The 16,855-nt window shown below is 61.8% G+C and carries 16 protein-coding genes; 9 read left to right on the top strand and 7 right to left on the bottom strand.

Annotation, left to right across the window (positions count from 1 at the left end; translation table 11 throughout):
* Positions 1 to 4 precede the first annotated feature (4 nt).
* Positions 5 to 457 (top strand): ribonuclease HI, encoded by a 453-nt coding sequence (gene rnhA, locus GUY40_RS13490; RefSeq protein ID WP_166569440.1) that lies wholly within the window; start codon positions 5 to 7, stop codon positions 455 to 457.
* A 46-nt stretch (positions 458 to 503) separates the two neighbouring features.
* On the opposite strand, the gene copD is transcribed toward rnhA, so the two are convergent.
* Positions 504 to 1,370 (bottom strand): copper homeostasis membrane protein CopD, encoded by an 867-nt coding sequence (gene copD, locus GUY40_RS13495; RefSeq protein WP_166569441.1) that lies wholly within the window; start codon positions 1,368 to 1,370, stop codon positions 504 to 506.
* A 4-nt stretch (positions 1,371 to 1,374) separates the two neighbouring features.
* Positions 1,375 to 1,749 carry a copper homeostasis periplasmic binding protein CopC gene (gene copC, locus GUY40_RS13500; RefSeq protein WP_166569442.1) on the bottom strand — a complete coding sequence of 125 codons (375 nt, stop codon included), beginning with the start codon at positions 1,747 to 1,749 and terminating at the stop codon, positions 1,375 to 1,377.
* 211 nt (positions 1,750 to 1,960) lie between these two features.
* Between copC and treS the strand changes: the two genes are divergently transcribed.
* The 5 genes from treS to GUY40_RS13525 all read left to right on the top strand — a co-directional run bounded on the left by treS (position 1,961) and on the right by GUY40_RS13525 (position 9,342).
* Entirely contained in the window at positions 1,961 to 4,027 is a 2,067-nt protein-coding gene (gene treS / locus GUY40_RS13505) for a maltose alpha-D-glucosyltransferase (RefSeq protein WP_166569443.1), read from the top strand.
* 174 nt (positions 4,028 to 4,201) lie between these two features.
* The gene (locus tag GUY40_RS13510) at positions 4,202 to 5,410 is read left to right on the top strand and encodes an amino acid aminotransferase (protein WP_166569444.1); all 1,209 of its coding nucleotides are present in this window, start codon (positions 4,202 to 4,204) and stop codon (positions 5,408 to 5,410) included.
* Between the two features lie 79 nt (positions 5,411 to 5,489).
* Entirely contained in the window at positions 5,490 to 6,224 is a 735-nt protein-coding gene (gene dnaQ / locus GUY40_RS13515; protein ID WP_166569445.1) for a DNA polymerase III subunit epsilon, read from the top strand.
* A 281-nt stretch (positions 6,225 to 6,505) separates the two neighbouring features.
* Complete coding sequence (locus GUY40_RS13520; protein WP_166569446.1) at positions 6,506 to 8,764, top strand: Orn/Lys/Arg decarboxylase N-terminal domain-containing protein; 2,259 nt, start codon at positions 6,506 to 6,508, stop codon at positions 8,762 to 8,764.
* A 29-nt stretch (positions 8,765 to 8,793) separates the two neighbouring features.
* Complete coding sequence (locus tag GUY40_RS13525; protein WP_166569447.1) at positions 8,794 to 9,342, top strand: N-acetyltransferase; 549 nt, start codon at positions 8,794 to 8,796, stop codon at positions 9,340 to 9,342.
* Here the strand turns inward: GUY40_RS13525 and GUY40_RS13530 are convergent.
* Entirely contained in the window at positions 9,332 to 10,240 is a 909-nt protein-coding gene (locus tag GUY40_RS13530; RefSeq protein WP_166569448.1) for a LysR substrate-binding domain-containing protein, read from the bottom strand. The genes GUY40_RS13525 and GUY40_RS13530 overlap by 11 nt on opposite strands.
* A 52-nt stretch (positions 10,241 to 10,292) precedes the next feature.
* On the bottom strand, positions 10,293 to 10,499 hold the full coding sequence (locus tag GUY40_RS13535) for a hypothetical protein (RefSeq protein WP_166569449.1): 207 nt from the start codon (positions 10,497 to 10,499) through the stop codon (positions 10,293 to 10,295).
* A 186-nt stretch (positions 10,500 to 10,685) separates the two neighbouring features.
* On the opposite strand from GUY40_RS13535, the gene GUY40_RS13540 reads away from it, so the two are divergent.
* Positions 10,686 to 11,246: an NADPH-dependent FMN reductase gene (locus tag GUY40_RS13540; RefSeq protein WP_166569450.1), complete on the top strand. Its 561-nt coding sequence runs from the start codon at positions 10,686 to 10,688 to the stop codon at positions 11,244 to 11,246.
* A gap of 55 nt (positions 11,247 to 11,301) precedes the next feature.
* On the opposite strand, the gene phnX is transcribed toward GUY40_RS13540, so the two are convergent.
* Positions 11,302 to 12,129 carry a phosphonoacetaldehyde hydrolase gene (gene phnX / locus GUY40_RS13545; RefSeq protein WP_166569451.1) on the bottom strand — a complete coding sequence of 276 codons (828 nt, stop codon included), beginning with the start codon at positions 12,127 to 12,129 and terminating at the stop codon, positions 11,302 to 11,304.
* A 55-nt stretch (positions 12,130 to 12,184) separates the two neighbouring features.
* Positions 12,185 to 13,294, bottom strand: coding sequence for a 2-aminoethylphosphonate--pyruvate transaminase (locus tag GUY40_RS13550; RefSeq protein WP_166569452.1), 1,110 nt, complete (start codon positions 13,292 to 13,294; stop codon positions 12,185 to 12,187).
* Positions 13,295 to 13,404: 110 nt separating this feature from the next.
* Here GUY40_RS13550 and GUY40_RS13555 point away from each other — a divergent pair, with 110 nt between their 5' ends.
* Positions 13,405 to 14,256, top strand: coding sequence for a LysR substrate-binding domain-containing protein (locus GUY40_RS13555; RefSeq protein WP_166569453.1), 852 nt, complete (start codon positions 13,405 to 13,407; stop codon positions 14,254 to 14,256).
* A gap of 105 nt (positions 14,257 to 14,361) precedes the next feature.
* Here the strand turns inward: GUY40_RS13555 and GUY40_RS13560 are convergent, their stop codons facing one another.
* Positions 14,362 to 15,240: a LysR substrate-binding domain-containing protein gene (locus GUY40_RS13560; RefSeq protein ID WP_166569454.1), complete on the bottom strand. Its 879-nt coding sequence runs from the start codon at positions 15,238 to 15,240 to the stop codon at positions 14,362 to 14,364.
* Between the two features lie 291 nt (positions 15,241 to 15,531).
* On the opposite strand from GUY40_RS13560, the gene GUY40_RS13565 reads away from it, so the two are divergent.
* Positions 15,532 to 16,839 (top strand): MFS transporter, encoded by a 1,308-nt coding sequence (locus GUY40_RS13565; RefSeq protein WP_166569455.1) that lies wholly within the window; start codon positions 15,532 to 15,534, stop codon positions 16,837 to 16,839.
* The last annotated feature ends 16 nt before the right edge of the window (positions 16,840 to 16,855 follow it).

A 16,855-nucleotide genomic window follows, 5' to 3' on the forward strand; every position in this document is an offset into this window, starting at 1 on the left:
GTAGATGAGCGATAGCGTCGAGATTTACACCGATGGTGCCTGCAAGGGCAACCCGGGCGTGGGTGGGTGGGGTGCCTTGCTGGTGTGCAAGGGTGTCGAGAAGGAATTGTGGGGCGGTGAGCGGGAAACCACCAACAACCGCATGGAGCTGACCGCGGCCATTCGTGGCTTGCAGGAGCTCAAGCGAAAGTGCGAGGTGCTGTTGGTCACCGACTCCGAATATGTCATGAAAGGCATCAACGAGTGGATGGTCAACTGGAAGAAGCGCGGCTGGAAGACCGCCGCCAAGCAACCGGTCAAGAATGCCGACCTCTGGCAGCTGCTCGACGAGCAGGTGGGCCGTCATCAAGTCACCTGGAAGTGGGTGCGCGGTCACACCGGCCACCACGGTAACGAGCGTGCCGACCAGTTGGCCAATCGTGGTGTCGATGACGTTCGAGGCTACAAGCAGTCTTGAAAGCGTTAACGCTCCGATGCCGTCCAGTGCATCGGAGCGTTTTTGATTACGCCGGCATCGGCGGCATCGTTCCCAGCCAGGACACCGCCGCGACGGCGCCCAGGCCGATCATCCACTCCAGGTTCACGCTGGTTTGCAAGATCTGCAGCCTGCCTGACTGACTGCTCAGCCGGTTGAGCAGCGCCAGTATCAGCATCGCCAGTACCAGGGTCACCTTGATCAGCAGAATCAGGGCAAAGCCGGAAAACACCGGCGTCGGCCAGAAGTGCCCGGTCAAGACTCGCACATTGATCAATCCGGTCAGCACAATCCCCGCCACCAACCCATAGCCGATGCCGCTGAAGCGGTGCAGCACCTGACGCACGTTCGGCGCCTGCGGTGGCGCCAGCATCAAGGCCAGCAGCAGCAAGCCGCCCAGCCAGGCTCCAACGCACAGCAGGTGCAGCAGCTGGTTGAACATCAACAGCTGGCCGGCCAGGCCATCGAGCATCGCCCCGTGGCCGACAGGGGCGAGGGTGGCGAGCACCGCCGCGCTCAAGATTTCGCGTAGTTTGAAGGGGTTACTGCGCAGCAACAGCAGACAGCCGAGCAGGGTGACATTCAGCGCCAGATGCCAGCGCCAGACTTGACCGAAAAACGTCCCGTCCAGCACGCGCCAGAGCATTTCGGGCTCGAGCGCGGCGGGCCAACTGCCGACCATGCTGGCGGTGGTCAGCAGCAACCAGGCAACCCCGCTGACCAGCGCCAGGAAGGCCAGCCAGCGCAGTATCCGTTCAAGCGTTCGTTGCAGTTTATCCGACTGGCCTGCACCGTACCCGGCGGTGATCAGCAAGGGCCTGAGTAAACAGGCCCCGAATATCAGCAGCACAATAGAGAAATGTACGAACCGACAGAAGACTATTGCGCTGTGCATGAACTCAATTGCCTACCTTGAAGCCGTAACGGCCATCGCTTTTGTGGGTATCGACGGACAGCACTTCCCACTTCACTTCATAGTCGCCGGCGGCCAGGGGCTGCTCCGGGGTAACGATCAGTACCTTCTTGTCGCTGGCATCGGTGGTGACACTTTTGACGGCGATCGCCTCGCCGTTACGGGTGAGAGTGACCTTGCTGAATTTTTCCTCGATGCCTTCCGAGAAATTCAGCCTTACCTCGGCGGGAGCGACGACGGTGCTGTCGGCGGCAGGTGCTTCGCTTTTCAGGTGCGCATGCGCCAGGGCGGATTCGGCGGTGGCGAAGCTGGCCAGCAGAAGCAGCGTCGTTAGCAGGGAGGGCGCGCGGAAGGCGGGCATCGTTCAATTCCTTTTTGAGGGAAGGCGTTATGGGCATTGTAGGCGAGCGGTGTAGGCAAGCATGCGATGTAAACGGTTACGAGTGGGGGTAAAGAAGTGTCTGGTTATGTAACCACATCAAAAAAATGCGAACGATTACAGTCCTGGGCCACTCTTATTACCCGCGGGTCGCACATTCCAACGCATCGCTCATGAGCAGGAGAAACCTTTCATGGCGACACAGGACAAGCACTATACCCACTGGCTGGTAGAGCGCTCGATGCTGCAGGCTGCCAAGGATCGGGCGCGGCTCTATGCGGGGCACGGGCGGCTGTGGCAACAGCCCTACGCCCACACCCGGCCACGGGATGCCAGTGCCATCGCTTCGGTGTGGATCACCGTGTACCCGGCGTCGATCATCACCGCGCCAGAGGGGTCGGTGCTCGAAGCGCTGGCGCATGACAAGCTCTGGTCGTGCCTGTCGCAGATTGGCGTCCAGGGCATTCATACCGGGCCCTTGAAACAGTCTGGCGGGATTGTCGGCTACGAGCTCACGCCCAGTGTGGATGGTAACTTCGACCGCATCAGCAGCAGCATCGACCCGCGCTATGGCAGCGAAGATCAGTTGCTACAGCTGGCGCGCATGGCCGCCGCACACAACGCAGTGACCATCGAGGACTCCATCCCCTCGCACACCGGCAAGGGCGCGGATTTTCGTTTGGCCGAGATGGCCTATGGGGAATACCCAGGGCTGTATCACATGGTCCAGATCAATGAAGAAGACTGGCCGTTGCTGCCCGTAGTGCCCGAAGGCCGCGATGCAGTCAACCTGCTGCCGGCCACCGTCGATGCCCTGCGCGACAAGCACTACATCGTCGGCCAACTGCAGCGGGTGATCTTCTTCGAGCCCGGGGTCAAGGAAACCGACTGGAGTGCTACCCCGCCTGTGCTGGGGGTGGACGGCAAGCTGCGGCGCTGGGTGTACTTGCATTACTTCAAGGAGGGCCAACCGTCACTGAACTGGCTGGACCCGAGTTTCGCCGCGCAGCAGCTGATCATAGGCGATGCCTTGCAGGCCATTGATGTGTTCGGGGCACGGATCCTGCGCCTGGACGCCAATGGTTTTCTCGGGGTTGAGCGCAGGGCCGAAGGCAATGCCTGGTCGGAAAGCCACCCCTTGTCCGTCACCGGCAACCAGCTGCTCGGCGGCATGATTCGCAAGGCCGGCGGCTTCAGTTTTCAGGAGTTGAACCTGACCCTGGACGATATCGCCGGCATGTCCCGGGGCGGCGCCGACTTGTCCTACGATTTCATTACCCGACCGGCCTACCAGCACGCCTTGCTGACCGGCGACACCGAATTCCTGCGCTTGATGCTGCACCAGATGCATGCCTTCGGCATCGACCCGGCTTCGTTGATTCATGGCCTGCAAAACCATGACGAGCTGACGCTGGAGCTGGTGCACTTCTGGACCCTGCACGCCAACGATAACTACCTGTACAAGGGCCAGACGTTTCCCGGCAGCATTCTGCGCGAGCATATCCGCGAGGAAATGTACGAGCGCCTGGCCGGCGAGCACGCGCCGTACAACCTCAAGTTCGTCACCAACGGGGTGTCGTGCACCACCGTCAGCATCATCACCGCCGCCCTTGGGCTGCGCGATCTGGAGCGTATAACGGCCGCTGACCTGGCGTTGATCCAGCAGGTTCATGTGTTGTTGGTGATGTACAACGCCATGCAGCCGGGCGTATTCGCCCTGTCAGGCTGGGACCTGGTCGGTGCGCTGCCACTGGCAGCTGAGCAGGTGGCGGGCATGATGGGCGATGGCGATACGCGCTGGATTCACCGTGGCGCCTATGACCTGGCCGATTTGGCAGCCGATGCCACGCATTCCGCCGAGGGCATGCCACGGGCACGGGCACTCTATGGCAGCCTGGTGGCGCAGCTGGAAAAGCCCGACTCGTTTGCCAGCACGGTGAAGAAAATTCTGGCGGTGCGGCAGGCTTATTCGATTGCCGCCAGCCGACAGATCCTGATTCCTGACGTTACCAACCCGGCGTTGCTGGTGATGGTCCATGAGTTACCGGCAGGGCGCGGCATCCAAGTGACTGCATTGAATTTCAGTCCCGTGCCGCTCAGTGAAACCCTGATTTTGCCTGGCATCACACCCGGCACGGTGGTCGACATGATTAACGAGCGGGTGGAAGGGGACCTGACGGAAACCGGCGAAATGACGGTGAATCTGGCGGGTTATGAAGGGCTCTCGCTGCGGATCGTCAATAGCACACCGTCGATGTAATCCTTTGCGGGACTTGTTTTTGTCGGTTGACCCGACCGGCCGGTCGCGATAAATACATGCCCGCCAATCCGTGCCCGGCGACCGTGACCTTTGGCGGTTATTTGGGCATGCTTGGCGGGCATGCACTGATCGACGCTATCGAATCGCCCGGGCGTCACCCTTAGGAGTAATGAAATGTTCAACCATGTGGCGCCCTATGCTGGCGATCCGATTCTTTCGCTGATGGAGGCTTTCGAGCAGGATCCGCGGGCGAACAAGATCAACCTCAGCATCGGTCTGTATTACGACAACGAAGGCGCGATCCCGCTGCCGGCCGCCGCCCTGGCTGCGGAATGCGAGCTGTTCGAAGACGAGCAGGGCGCCTCCCTGTACCTGCCGATGGAAGGCCTGGCAGCGTACCGTTCCGGTATCCAGGCATTGCTGTTCGGTGAAGAACACCCAGCCGTGAACGAAAAACGCGTTGCCACGGTGCAAACCGTCGGCGGTTCTGGCGCGTTGAAAATCGGTGCCGACTTCCTCAAGCGTTACTACTCGCAGTCGCAGGTCTGGGTCAGCGATCCGACCTGGGCGAACCACCACGCGATCTTTACGGGCGCAGGCTTCACGGTCGGCACCTACCCGTACTTTGACGCCGCCACCGGTGGCGTGCGTTTCGACGCCATGCTCCAGGCACTGCAAACCCTGCCGGCCCAGAGCATCGTGTTGCTGCACCCGTGCTGCCACAACCCGACCGGCGCCGACCTGACCCCAACCCAATGGGACCAGGTGACCGAGGTGGTCAAGGCGCGCGATCTGATCGCCTTCCTCGACATCGCCTATCAGGGCTTTGGCGACGGCATGGAGGAAGATGCCTACGCCATTCGGGCGATGGCCAACGCAGGCGTCAACTGCCTGGTCAGCAACTCGTTCTCGAAGATCTTCTCGCTCTACGGCGAGCGGGTTGGCGGGCTGTCGGTGGTCTGCGACGATGCCCACACCGCTGACAACGTGCTCGGTCAGCTGCAGTTCACCATCCGCCAGAACTACTCCAGCCCACCCCGTCACGGCGCCCAGATCGTCGCCAAGGTACTGAGCGACACCTCGCTCAAGGCTTCGTGGACGGCAGAAGTCGAGGCCATGCGCTTGCGTATCGTGAGCATGCGCGAGCAGTTGGTCGCGCGTCTGAGTGCAGCCTTGCCTGACCAGGATTTCAGTTTCTTCCTGACGCAGAAAGGCATGTTCAGCTACACCGGCTTCACCGCCGCTCAAGTGGATCGCCTGCGCGAAGAACAAGCGGTCTATCTGATCGGCAGCGGCCGGATCTGCATGGCCGGCCTCAACGAAGAAAACCTTGAGCCGGTGGCCCAGGCGTTTATCCGCCTGTACGGTGCCCGCGCGCAGTAACGGTCGGCCAGGAAAGACGTCCCCCATCCATGCTAAGATTCGCCGCTTGTTCGAACGGCGTGATGGGGGATTGCCACTAATGGCTCAGAGAATGGTTGTACTCGATACCGAAACCACCGGTATGCCAGTGACCGATGGTCACCGGATCATCGAGATCGGCTGTGTCGAACTCATCGGCCGTCGCCTGACCGGGCGGCACTTCCATGTGTACCTGCAGCCGGATCGCGAGAGCGATGAAGGCGCCATCGGCGTCCACGGTATTACCAACGAATTCCTGGTGGGCAAGCCCCGTTTCGCTGAAGTGGCCGACGAGTTCTTCGAGTTTATCGAGGGCGCGCAGCTGATCATCCACAACGCGGCGTTCGACGTTGGCTTCATCAACAACGAATTCGCCTTGATGGGCCAGCAGCACCGGGCCGATATCACCCAGCATTGCACCATCCTCGATACTCTGCTCATGGCCCGGGAACGCCACCCCGGCCAGCGCAACAGCCTCGATGCCTTGTGCAAACGCTATGGCGTCGACAACTCCGGCCGTGAACTGCACGGCGCCTTGCTCGACTCCGAGATTCTCGCCGACGTTTACCTGACCATGACCGGCGGCCAGACCAGCCTGTCGCTGGCCGGCAATGCCACCGATGGCGAAGGTAACGGCAACGCCAACCAGGGCAGCGAAATCCGCCGCCTGCCGGCCGACCGGGCGCTGACGCGAATTATCCGCGCCAGCGAAAGCGAACTGGCCGAGCATGTCGCGCGGCTGGAAGCGATCGCCAAGTCGGCAGGGGCGCCGGCGATGTGGGTGCAGCTGTTGTAGGAGCCGAGCTTGCTCGCGATGAAGGCGCCGCGGTATTCCCGATATACCGCGGCGCCTTCATCGCGACGGTTCGGCGCCCCGACAAGCTCGGCTCCCACCTCAAAAAAATTGCAGTCAGCCATAGAATCTCCCACATTCCCAGCTTTGACATCGGTTAATGCTTGCTTTTGTGGGAGCAAGGCTTGCCTGCGAAGGGCCGGACGCCCCACATAAAACATCGCGAAAGGCTACCCTGAAGCATGAGGCCCATTTGGCCTGCTGCTTCAGGGATGCTGTCGCGTATGTACAAAGACCTGAATTTCCCCATCCTGATCGTCCACCGCGACATCAAGAGCGATTGCATCGCCGGTGATCGGGTGCGCGGCATTGCCGCCGAGCTTGCCCAGGACGGTTTCAGCATTTTGTCCGCCGTCGACTACGCCGAAGGTCGGCTGGTGGCGTCGACCCATCATGGCCTGGCCTGCATGCTGGTAGCCGCCGAAGGCGCTGGCGAGAACACCCATCTGCTGCAGAACATGGTCGAGCTGATTCGCGTGGCTCGTACCCGTGCGCCACATCTGCCGATCTTCGCCTTGGGCGAGCAGGTGACACTGGAAAATGCCCCCGCCGATGTCATGAGCGAACTCAACCAGTTGCGCGGCATTCTCTATCTGTTCGAAGACACGGTGCCGTTTCTGGCGCGTCAAGTGGCGCGGGCTGCGCACAATTATCTGGATGGCCTGTTGCCGCCGTTTTTCAAGGCGCTGGTGCAACACACCGCGCAATCCAATTATTCGTGGCATACGCCGGGCCACGGCGGGGGTGTGGCTTACCGCAAAAGCCCGGTGGGGCAGGCGTTTCACCAGTTTTTCGGCGAGAACACCCTGCGCTCGGACCTGTCGGTGTCGGTACCGGAGCTTGGGTCGCTGCTCGATCACACCGGCCCCCTGGCCGAAGCCGAAGCCCGCGCGGCGCGCAACTTTGGCGCCGATCACACGTTTTTCGTCATCAACGGTACGTCGACCGCCAACAAGATTGTCTGGCATGCGGTGGTCGGCCGCGATGATCTGGTGCTGGTGGACCGCAACTGCCACAAATCGGTGGTGCACGCGATCATCATGACCGGCGCAATCCCGCTGTACCTGTGCCCGGAACGCAATGAACTGGGCATTATCGGGCCGATTCCGTTGAGTGAATTCAGCGCCGAATCGATCCAGGCCAAGATCCAGGCCAACCCGCTGGCCCGCGGGCGCGCGCCCAAGGTCAAGCTGGCGGTGGTCACCAACTCCACTTACGACGGCCTCTGCTACAACGCCGAGCTGATCAAGCAGACCTTGGGCAACAGCGTCGAGGTGCTGCACTTTGACGAGGCCTGGTACGCCTATGCCGCCTTCCACGAGTTTTTCAGCGGTCGCTACGGCATGGGCACCTCGCGCACGCCCGAGAGCCCGTTGGTGTTTTCGACCCATTCCACCCACAAGCTGCTGGCCGCGTTCAGCCAGGCGTCGATGATCCACGTCCAGGACGGCGGCGCCCGGCAACTGGACCGCGACCGCTTCAATGAAGCCTTCATGATGCATATCTCCACCTCGCCGCAGTACAGCATCCTGGCCTCGCTGGATGTGGCCTCGGCGATGATGGAGGGGCCGGCCGGGCGCTCGTTGCTGCAGGAGATGTTCGATGAAGCGCTGAGCTTTCGTCGGGCGCTGGCCAACCTGCGCGAGCATATGGTCGCCAGCGACTGGTGGTTCAGTATCTGGCAACCGCCGCAAGCCGATGGCGGCCACCGGCTGGAGACCCAGGACTGGGTGCTGACGCCCCAGGCGCCCTGGCACGGCTTCGGTGATGTGGCCGAGGATTACGTGCTGCTCGACCCGATCCGCGTGACTTTGGTGATGCCGGGCCTGACCGCCGGTGGCGCCTTGAGCGAGCACGGCATTCCAGCCGCCGTGGTCAGCAAATTCCTCTGGGAGCGGGGCCTGGTGGTGGAGAAAACCGGCCTGTATTCCTTTCTGGTGCTGTTCTCCATGGGCATCACCAAGGGCAAGTGGAGCACCTTGCTGACCGAGTTGCTGGAGTTCAAGCGCAGCTACGACGCCAATATCGAACTGACCGCCAGCCTGCCCTGTGTCGCCCGACTCGATCCGGCCCGCTACAGCGGCCTGGGGCTGCGCGACCTGTGTAACCAGTTGCATGCCTGCTATCGCAGCAACGCCACCGCCAGGCACCTCAAGCGCATGTACACGGTGCTGCCGGAACTGGCGATGAAACCGGCCGATGCTTACGACAAGCTGGTGCGCGGCGAGGTCGAAGCGGTGCCGATCGATAAACTCGGCGGGCGCATCGCCGCGGTGATGCTGGTACCTTACCCGCCGGGGATTCCTTTGATCATGCCGGGCGAGCGCTTTACCGAGGCCAGCCGCTCGATCATTGATTACCTGGCTTTTGCGCGCACGTTCAACAGTGGTTTTCCGGGTTTTGATGCTGATGTCCACGGCCTTCAGCATGATGCCGATGAGCACGGGGTGCGGGTTTACACGGTCGATTGCGTCAAGGCGTGAGGCGACGTATTCACGGAACATGAGGGATTATGCGTTCGCTCAACTCAAGGCTGCAGGTGCGTACGGCAGGCGACGATTTTGCTGGTTACGTATTGGGCAGTGATTTTGGTTTTACCATCAATGGCTATGTCACGGCCGTCTTTGGCCAACCGGTCGAAAAATGGTCTATCAGCACGGTCGAGCCCTATCGCAAGTGCTATGGCATCGACCCGGAAGAGTTCAAGAGCTACCGCGACGCCGCCGACAGCGCGGTGCTAGTGGCCTGGCTCGACGATCGAGCGGTCGGCCATGTTGTGGTCAGCACCAACTGGAACGGCTATGGCCACGTCGACGAATTGGCGGTCACCGCTGCCGCTCGCCGCAGCGGTGTGGCTCGTGCGCTGCTTGACGCCGCCTGTCGCTGGGGGCGCGACAAGCGTTTGCCGGGGCTGATGTTGGAAACCCAGAACAACAACCTCGGTGCCTGTCGGCTGTATGAGGGCTACGGGTTCGAACTGGGCGGTATCGATTACTTGCGCTATCGCGGTATCGACCTGGATACCCGCGAAGTGGCACTGTTCTGGTACTTCATGTTCTAGCGGCTTGACTGGCCAGCAGGGCGCCGGCTTTTTCCGTGAGGATCTCCAGCAGCGTCTTGAGCGCCGGCGACGCTTCGTGCTCGCGCAAGGTCAGGGCGTAGAGGGTTACCGGAATGGCCGGGGCAATCGGGCACATATCCAGGCCCGCCGCGCGGGCGCCGAGGGCGGTGAAAGGGTCAACCACCGCCAGCCCTTCGCCGGCTTCGACCATGCTGCGCATCATCGGGTAAGTCTGCACGCGGGTCTGGATAAGCGGTGCCGGGCGCAGGGTCTGCAGTCTGTTTTCCAGCAAGCGCCGCAGCGGGTCCTCGCCATCCAGGCCAATCATGGTCTGCCCGGCCAGGTCTTGCAGGGCGATGTATTTCTGCTTCGGTTGCAGCCAGCCGTGCGGCGCCAGCAGCTGCAGTTTGCCCTGGACCAGGGCCGCGCCGGTGATGGCGGGGTGCTCGCAAGGCTCCAGGCTCAGGCCGACGTCGCAGTCGCGCAACAGCAGGCTGCGGACAATCGCCTGGTTGCTCTGGCTGGACAGCGAGCAGGGGGTCTCGCGAAAACGCCGGCGCAGGGCGGCAACGCTCTGGGGCAGCAGCTGTTGGGCGAGGGTCGGGGTGCAGACAACCCGCAAGGGCGGGTCCTGATGCTGACGCAGGTCGCAGGCCAGGCGCCGGATGTGCTCGAGTCCGTCATACAGTCGGTTGAATTCGTTTTCCAGCGCCAGCGCTTCGCGGGTCGGTTGCAACCGGCCCCGGCCCTGAGCGAACAGCATGTAGCCCAATTGCTGTTCGGCCTCTTGCAGGGTCGCGCTGACGGCGGTGGAGGGGAGGTCGAGCGAGGCGGCTGCGGCCGTCAGGTTGCCGGTCTGCAGAATCGCCTGGATCACTTCAATATGACGCAGTCGCATGAACTCCCTTTCTCCCGGGTCAAGGCCTCGATTGGCCGTATCCTACGGCAGATCAGGGAACGCGGGTGATCTTGACCCCGCTTTGCACCAGTTCGAACACATCGTCTTCTACGTGATTGACGCGATCGCCAATGGCCAGACGGTAGGTGGTGAGGTTGCTGCCATCCGCTTGAGGGGTGGATTCCTGATATTCATGAACGGGATAAATCCGACCTTCTGCGTCCCTTGCATGAAATTGTCCAACGAGTACTGCAGCCATTTGTTCAAGAACCTCTAGAAAAATCCACAATTTGCGTCAGCTGTAGACCACTGATTTACAGGCGAAGTTTAGCCGACACTGAAAAATAATCTTCTGTCCGACAGAACGAAAGCACCATACAGCGGAATAATCGGGAACTGTCATCTATAAGTTAACCTCCTCAAGTCAGATAAGTCGGAAACTCTTATGAGCAAAGTCTATTCAGTGGCCGTGGTGGTCGGCAGTCTGAGGAAGGAATCGTTCAACAAAAAGGTGGCGCTGGCCTTGAAAAACATGGCCCCGGCGAGCCTATTGCTTGAGTTGATCGAGATCGGCGAGCTGCCGTTGTACAACGAAGATATTGACAGTGATTCACCGCCAGCGGCCTATACCGCGTTCCGTGAAAAAATTCGCAACAGCGACGCGGTGCTGTTTGTTACCCCGGAATACAACCGTTCGGTCCCCGGCGTGTTGAAGAATGCGATCGACGTCGGCTCGCGGCCTTATGGCAAAAGTGTCTGGAACAAGAAACCGGGCGCGGTCATCAGCGTTTCGCCAGGCGCGGTCGGTGGCTTTGGTGCCAACCATCATCTGCGCCAGTCCATGGTCTTTTTGAATGTGCCGTGCATGCAGATGCCGGAGGCCTATATAGGCAGGGCGGGCTCGTTGTTTGACGATGCCGGCAAGCTCTCGGAGCAAACCCGGCCGCTCTTGCAGAGCTTTATCGACAGCTACGGCCAGTGGGTCGAAAAACAACTCAATGCCTGAAGCAACGACGCCGCAGTCCCTTGCCGGGGCTGCGGCGTCGTTGTGTTCAACGGCCTCAGGCCGCTTGTGGCGTCTCGCCATTGGCCAGGCGACGGTTGATGTCGGCGACCACTTGCGGCAGTTCATTGATGGTGTCGATCAGGTAGTGCGGGCGCGAACCTTCGAACAGTGCGTGGATGCGCTTGCGTTCGGTGTCCAGCTGATCCGAGCCCAGGGCGCGGAAGCCTTCGTAGGTCAGGCCCAGGGCGTTGCCCGAGCACACCAGCGCCACGGTCCACATGCCGGCACGGCGGCCTTCCAGGATGCCCGGGACGGTGTCATCGACCTTAACGCAGGCGGCGACGTCGTCGATGCCCAGGGCGATCACGTTGGCCAGGGCCTGGGCCGGCCAAGGGCGGCCGTTAGGCACTTCGTCGGTGGCGACCACATGGTCGGCGACATAGCCATTCTTGGCCGCCAGCTCAACCACCTTCTCCATCACCACCGCCGGGTAGCCGGAGCAGGAGCCGATTTTCAGGCCGTCGTTGCGCAGTTGGGTGATGGTCTCCAGCGCACCCGGGATCAGCGCCGAGTGGGTGGCGATCTTCTCGATCTGCAGCGGCATGAAGCGCTTGTAGATGGCGGTCACGTCGTCATCGGTCGGGGTGCGGCCGAATACCTGCTTGTAGCGTTCGGCGATCTGCGGCTGGTCGCACAGGGTGCGGATGTGGTCCCACTTGCCCATGCCCATCGGGCCGCGCGCTTCTTCGATGGAGACCTGCACGTCGAACTCGCCGAAGGCTTCGACAAAAATCTGCGTCGGGGCAAAGGAGCCGAAGTCGACCACGGTGCCGGCCCAGTCGAGGATGGCGGCTTGAAGCTGGGTAGGGTTGTTGTAGTTCATGTCTGAATTCCTTGAATGGTCGTGCTGCAAATAAGGGTTAACAAGCAGAAGCGGTTCAGATGTCCAGCACTTCCATTTCGCGCAGGACTTCGGCGATAGCGTTGACGGCGGCGCTCATACCGTCCGGGCCGACGCAGCCGATGCTGCCGACGCGGAAGGTTTCGACCTGGGTCAATTTGCCCGGGTAGAGAATGAATCCCTTGGCCTTGACGCGCTCGTAGAAGTCCTTGAACTGGTAGCGGGCATCACGCGGGGCGTGGAAGGTGACGATGATCGGCGCCTGGATCTCGGCCGGCAGGAAGCTGCGCAGGCCAATCTCGGCCATGCCATCGAGCAGCGTCTTGCAGTTGGCGGCGTAGCGGGCGTGGCGAGCGGGCAGGCCGCCTTCTTCGTTGTACTGCAGCAGGGCTTCGTGCAGCGCCGCCACCACGTGGGTGGGCGGGGTGAAGCGCCATTGGCCGCTCTTGGCCATGTAGGTGTGTTGGTCGTACAGGTCCATGGCCAGCGAGTGGGCATTGCCTTCGGCCTTGGCCAGCGAGTCTTTGGCGGTGAACACAAAGCCCATGCCGGGCACGCCTTCAAGGCATTTGCCGGAAGCGGCGATCAGGGCATCGAACGGGATTTCCCGGGCATCGATCGGCAAGGCGCCGAAGGAGCTCATGGCATCAATGATCAGGCGTTTGCCGTGCTGGGCCACCACCTGGGCGATTTCTGCCAGTGGGTTGAGAATGCCGGTGCTGGTCTCGCAGTGGATCAGGGCGACGTGGGTGATGGCGCTGTCGGCGCGCAGCAGGCGGTCAACGTCTTGCGCGGTGGTGGGTTCGTCTTCGGCGGTTTCAAAGGTGCTGAAGTCACGGCCCAGCACTTTGCAGATCTTCGCCAGGCGCTGGCCGTAGGCGCCGTTGATCAGTACCAGCACCTTGCCATCGCGCGGCACCAGGGTGCCGATCGCCGCTTCCACGGCGAAGGTGCCGCTGCCTTGCAGGGGCACGCAGTGGTGACTGTCGGCACCGTTGACGATGGCCAACAGTTGTTGGCAGAGGCTGGCAGTCAGGTCGTTGAAGCGGCTGTCCCAGGAACCCCAGTCAACCATCATCGCTTGCCGCGTACGGTTCGAGGTTGTCAGTGGGCCAGGGGTAAGCAGGATCGGGGCAGCGGTACTCATTCTGGGTTCCTCACAGCGGTGGGCTGAACTTACGGTGCCTAAGTTGCAATTCTGTTGATCATCAATCAAATTGTTTGTTGTTATGCCAACCATAAGTCAGGCCGATAGATATGAACCTGTTTCAACTGCGCGCATTCGATGCGGTGGCCCGTGAAGGCAGTTTTACCCGCGCCGCAGAGCGGCTGTTCATCAGCCAGCCGGCGGTCACCGGGCACATCAAGGCACTGGAGGAGCACTACCAGATCACCTTGTTGCGTCGTACCGCCCGACGGGTCGAGCTGACCGAAGAGGGCATTCGCCTGGCGGCCATCACCCGCGCCATGTTTGGCTTGGCCGAAGAAGCCCAGGCCATGCTCGAAGCCAACCGGCAACTGCTGACCGGGCGTCTGGAAGTGGCGGCCGATGGGCCACACCGGGTCATGCCGATGCTGGCCCGCCTGCGTGAGCGCTATCCGGGAATTACCGTCAACCTGCGCTTGGGCAATGCGCAGGAAACCTTGGCAGCGTTGCTGTCTGAACACGCGGATGTGGCGGTGATGACTGAAGTGGAGCCGCGCAAGGGCTTGCACCTGCAGGCGCTGAGCCCATCACGCATTTGCGCATTGGTGCCAGCCGGACATGCCTGGGAGCCAGCGCGGGCGATCGAACTGCGCCTGCTGCATCAGCAGATCATGGTGCTGCGCGAACCGAGCTCGATTACCCGGCGCACCTTTGACCAGGCCTGCGGTCTGGCGCAGATCCAACCGCGGGTGCTGCTGGAGTTGGACAGCCGGGAGGCGGTTACCGAAGCGGTGGCGGCGCAGCTGGGGGTGGGTATTGTGTCGTCAGTGGAGGTCAGCCACGACCCGCGAGTGTGCGCGGTGCCGATTGAGGGGGAGGGGTTGGTGAACCAGCATATGGTCGGGTGCCTGGAGCGGCGGCGGGAGTTGCGCCTGATTCAGGCGTTTCTGGCGTTGGCGTAGGAGCCGGCTTTAGCCGCGATGGGCTGCGAAGCGGCCCCCTGGGCCGGGCCTGCTGTGCAGGCCATCGCGGCTAAAGCCGGCTCCTACACAGGGGCCGTGCTGAATTCATTGATCAGCCAGACTCTCGCGCACCATCTCCAGAAACGTCGCCACCACCCGCCGCGAACTCTGCTCACGCAAACACACCAGCGTTTCCGTCAGCCGCCGCTTGCAGTCGACAATCGGCAACGCACACACCCGGGCATCTGCCCCGAACTCCGCCGCCGACACGACGCCCACGCCAATCCCTACCACCACCGCCTCACGCGCGGCTTCGCGCCCTTCGACCTGGATGGCCGGGCGAATGCGCAGGCCGGCCTGTTGCATTTCTTCCTCAAGCGTCTGGCGCGTGACCGAGCCCACTTCGCGCAACACCAATGGCGTGTCGTCCAGGTCGGCCAGGCTGATCGAGCCACGGCTGGCCCACGGATGCTGCAGCGACACGAACGCCACCATCGGGTCATTGCGCAGCGGCAGGCAGAGCAGGCGCTCGTCGTCCACATCGCGACCGAGCAGGGCAAGGTCGGCCTGATAGTTGAACAGTCGCAGCAGCGATTCGTCGGTGTTGCCGGTTTCGATCTTCACCCGGATGCCGGGGTAGCGATCGCAGAATCGGGCAATCTGTGGCAGCACATGCACCGGCGCATCCACCGCCAGCACCAGCGTGCCGGTCTGCAAGGCGCGGGAATCTTGCAGCAGGTCGTGGGCTTCGGCTTCGCAGGTGAACATGCGCTGGGTGATCAACAGCAGTCGCTCGCCCAGGTCGGTCAGGCGCACCGAGCGTTTGTTGCGATGAAACAGCAATACGCCGAAGCGCTCTTCGAGCTTGCGGACCTGATCGGAGATCGCCGGCTGAGTGAGAAACAACCGCTCGGCGGCGCGGGTGAAGCTGCCATGCTGGGCCACGGCATGGAATGCCTTGAGCTGTGCGTGCGAAACAGACATGCCACGACCTCTTAAAATCTGGACTTATATTTGAAATACGATAAATCGATTTTATTTATTAGTCAGTAATTGTTTCTATCCCGCTCAGCCCAACGACGCAGGCGGCCGACTGCGTCGTCAGGGCATGGGCCAGGCGGCGTTGACAGACCCACTACAACAGCGCACCCGCCAGGTTCTCGACTGACCCAGCAGCGTCCTTCACCGGTCGTCGCTGAAAGTGCTCAACACAATAAAAAACAGGCGTTTTTTCTCAATTCTGCCGGCACACTCGAACTCGAGGTCAGACTCACCATGAAAAAACAGATAGCTACCATCCAGCGTTGGCGTGTGCAGATCTTCGCCATCACCTGGTTGGCCTATGCGGCCTTCTATTTCACGCGCAAAGCGTTTTCAGTCGCCAAACTCGGTATTGGCGAAGACCCCACGTTTCACCTCGACAAAATGGCCATGGCCAACCTCGATGCCATCTACTTGACGGCCTATGCCGTCGGGCAGTTCACCTGGGGGATGATGGCGGATCGCTTCGGCCCTCGGGTGGTGGTGCTCGGCGGGCTGGTGATTTCCGCTGCCGCAGCGGTGGTCATGGGCAGCGTCGCGACCTTTCCGATCTTCGCCGCCTGTATGTTGATCCAGGGCCTGGCGCAGTCCACTGGCTGGTCGGGGCTGTGCAAGAACATCGGCAGCTTTTTTCCGGCCGAGCAGCGTGGCCGGGTGCTGGGGCTGTGGAGTTCCTGCTATGCCTTTGGCGGTCTGGTGGCCTCACCGTTTGCCGGCTGGTGGGCCTACACCGCCATTGGCAGCTGGCAGGCGGCGTTTATCTCCAGCGCCGCGGTGGTGGGGCTGGTGGCGGTGCTGTTTTTTATCTTTCAGCGCAACAAGCCTGAAGATGTCGGCTTGCCGGCCGTCGAGCCAGAACCGCAGACCGTCGGCACCAGCGAGCCGCGGTGCAGCATCTGGGCGCCGCTCAAGGAAATCTTGCGTAATCGCACGGTGATGACCCTGGGCCTGGCCTACTTCATGCTGAAGCCCGCCCGCTACGCCATCCTGCTCTGGGGGCCAGTGATTGTGTTCGAACAGATGCCCTCGGTGGGCAAGGTCGGGGCGGCAATCATCCCCACCGTGTTTGAACTGGCCGGGTTGCTCGGGCCGATCATGATCGGTCTTGCTTCCGACAAAATCTTCGGCGCCCGGCGCATGCCCGCCTGTGTACTGAGCCTGATTGCCTTGACCGTTACCCTGGCCCTGTTCATGGGCACTCTGCACACCGGCAGCGTGACACTGGTGGTCTGCCTGCTGTTTGTCATGGGTCTGACCCTTTATGGCCCGGATTCGATGATCAGCGGTGCGGCCGCCATCGATTTCGGCGCCGCCAAGGCCGGTGCCAGCGCGGCCGGTTTCGTCAACGGCTGCGGCTCGGTCGGGGCTATTCTCGGCGGCTTGCTGCCGGGCTACTTCGACACCGTCACGGTGTTCATGGTCTTCGCCGGTTGCGCGCTGTTCTCCGCCCTGGTGCTGGTGCCGCACTGGAACAGCCGCCCGGCAGCCGCCAGCGATGTACGAGTGGCGGTGCCTACCCCATCGATCCCGCTGCGTACCTGATGCAGCCGCAAGGCCG

The organism is Pseudomonas sp. R5(2019) (assembly GCF_009905435.1).
Classification (GTDB): Bacteria; Pseudomonadota; Gammaproteobacteria; order Pseudomonadales; family Pseudomonadaceae; genus Aquipseudomonas.

Bases quoted from the DNA above. Each gene is read 5' to 3' on its own strand.
- copD (WP_166569441.1), bottom strand. From the start codon at position 1,370: ATGCACAGCGCAATAGTCTTCTGTCGGTTCGTACATTTCTCTATTGTG.
- GUY40_RS13550 (WP_166569452.1), bottom strand. From the start codon at position 13,294: ATGAGTACCGCTGCCCCGATCCTGCTTACCCCTGGCCCACTGACAACC.
- dnaQ (WP_166569445.1), top strand. From the start codon at position 5,490: ATGGCTCAGAGAATGGTTGTACTCGATACCGAAACCACCGGTATGCCA.
- GUY40_RS13510 (WP_166569444.1), top strand. From the start codon at position 4,202: ATGTTCAACCATGTGGCGCCCTATGCTGGCGATCCGATTCTTTCGCTG.
- GUY40_RS13520 (WP_166569446.1), top strand. From the start codon at position 6,506: ATGTACAAAGACCTGAATTTCCCCATCCTGATCGTCCACCGCGACATC.
- GUY40_RS13535 (WP_166569449.1), bottom strand. From the start codon at position 10,499: ATGGCTGCAGTACTCGTTGGACAATTTCATGCAAGGGACGCAGAAGGT.
- phnX (WP_166569451.1), bottom strand. From the start codon at position 12,129: ATGAACTACAACAACCCTACCCAGCTTCAAGCCGCCATCCTCGACTGG.
- copC (WP_166569442.1), bottom strand. From the start codon at position 1,749: ATGCCCGCCTTCCGCGCGCCCTCCCTGCTAACGACGCTGCTTCTGCTG.
- treS (WP_166569443.1), top strand. From the start codon at position 1,961: ATGGCGACACAGGACAAGCACTATACCCACTGGCTGGTAGAGCGCTCG.
- GUY40_RS13525 (WP_166569447.1), top strand. From the start codon at position 8,794: ATGCGTTCGCTCAACTCAAGGCTGCAGGTGCGTACGGCAGGCGACGAT.
- rnhA (WP_166569440.1), top strand. From the start codon at position 5: ATGAGCGATAGCGTCGAGATTTACACCGATGGTGCCTGCAAGGGCAAC.
- GUY40_RS13565 (WP_166569455.1), top strand. From the start codon at position 15,532: ATGAAAAAACAGATAGCTACCATCCAGCGTTGGCGTGTGCAGATCTTC.
- GUY40_RS13555 (WP_166569453.1), top strand. From the start codon at position 13,405: ATGAACCTGTTTCAACTGCGCGCATTCGATGCGGTGGCCCGTGAAGGC.
- GUY40_RS13540 (WP_166569450.1), top strand. From the start codon at position 10,686: ATGAGCAAAGTCTATTCAGTGGCCGTGGTGGTCGGCAGTCTGAGGAAG.
- GUY40_RS13530 (WP_166569448.1), bottom strand. From the start codon at position 10,240: ATGCGACTGCGTCATATTGAAGTGATCCAGGCGATTCTGCAGACCGGC.
- GUY40_RS13560 (WP_166569454.1), bottom strand. From the start codon at position 15,240: ATGTCTGTTTCGCACGCACAGCTCAAGGCATTCCATGCCGTGGCCCAG.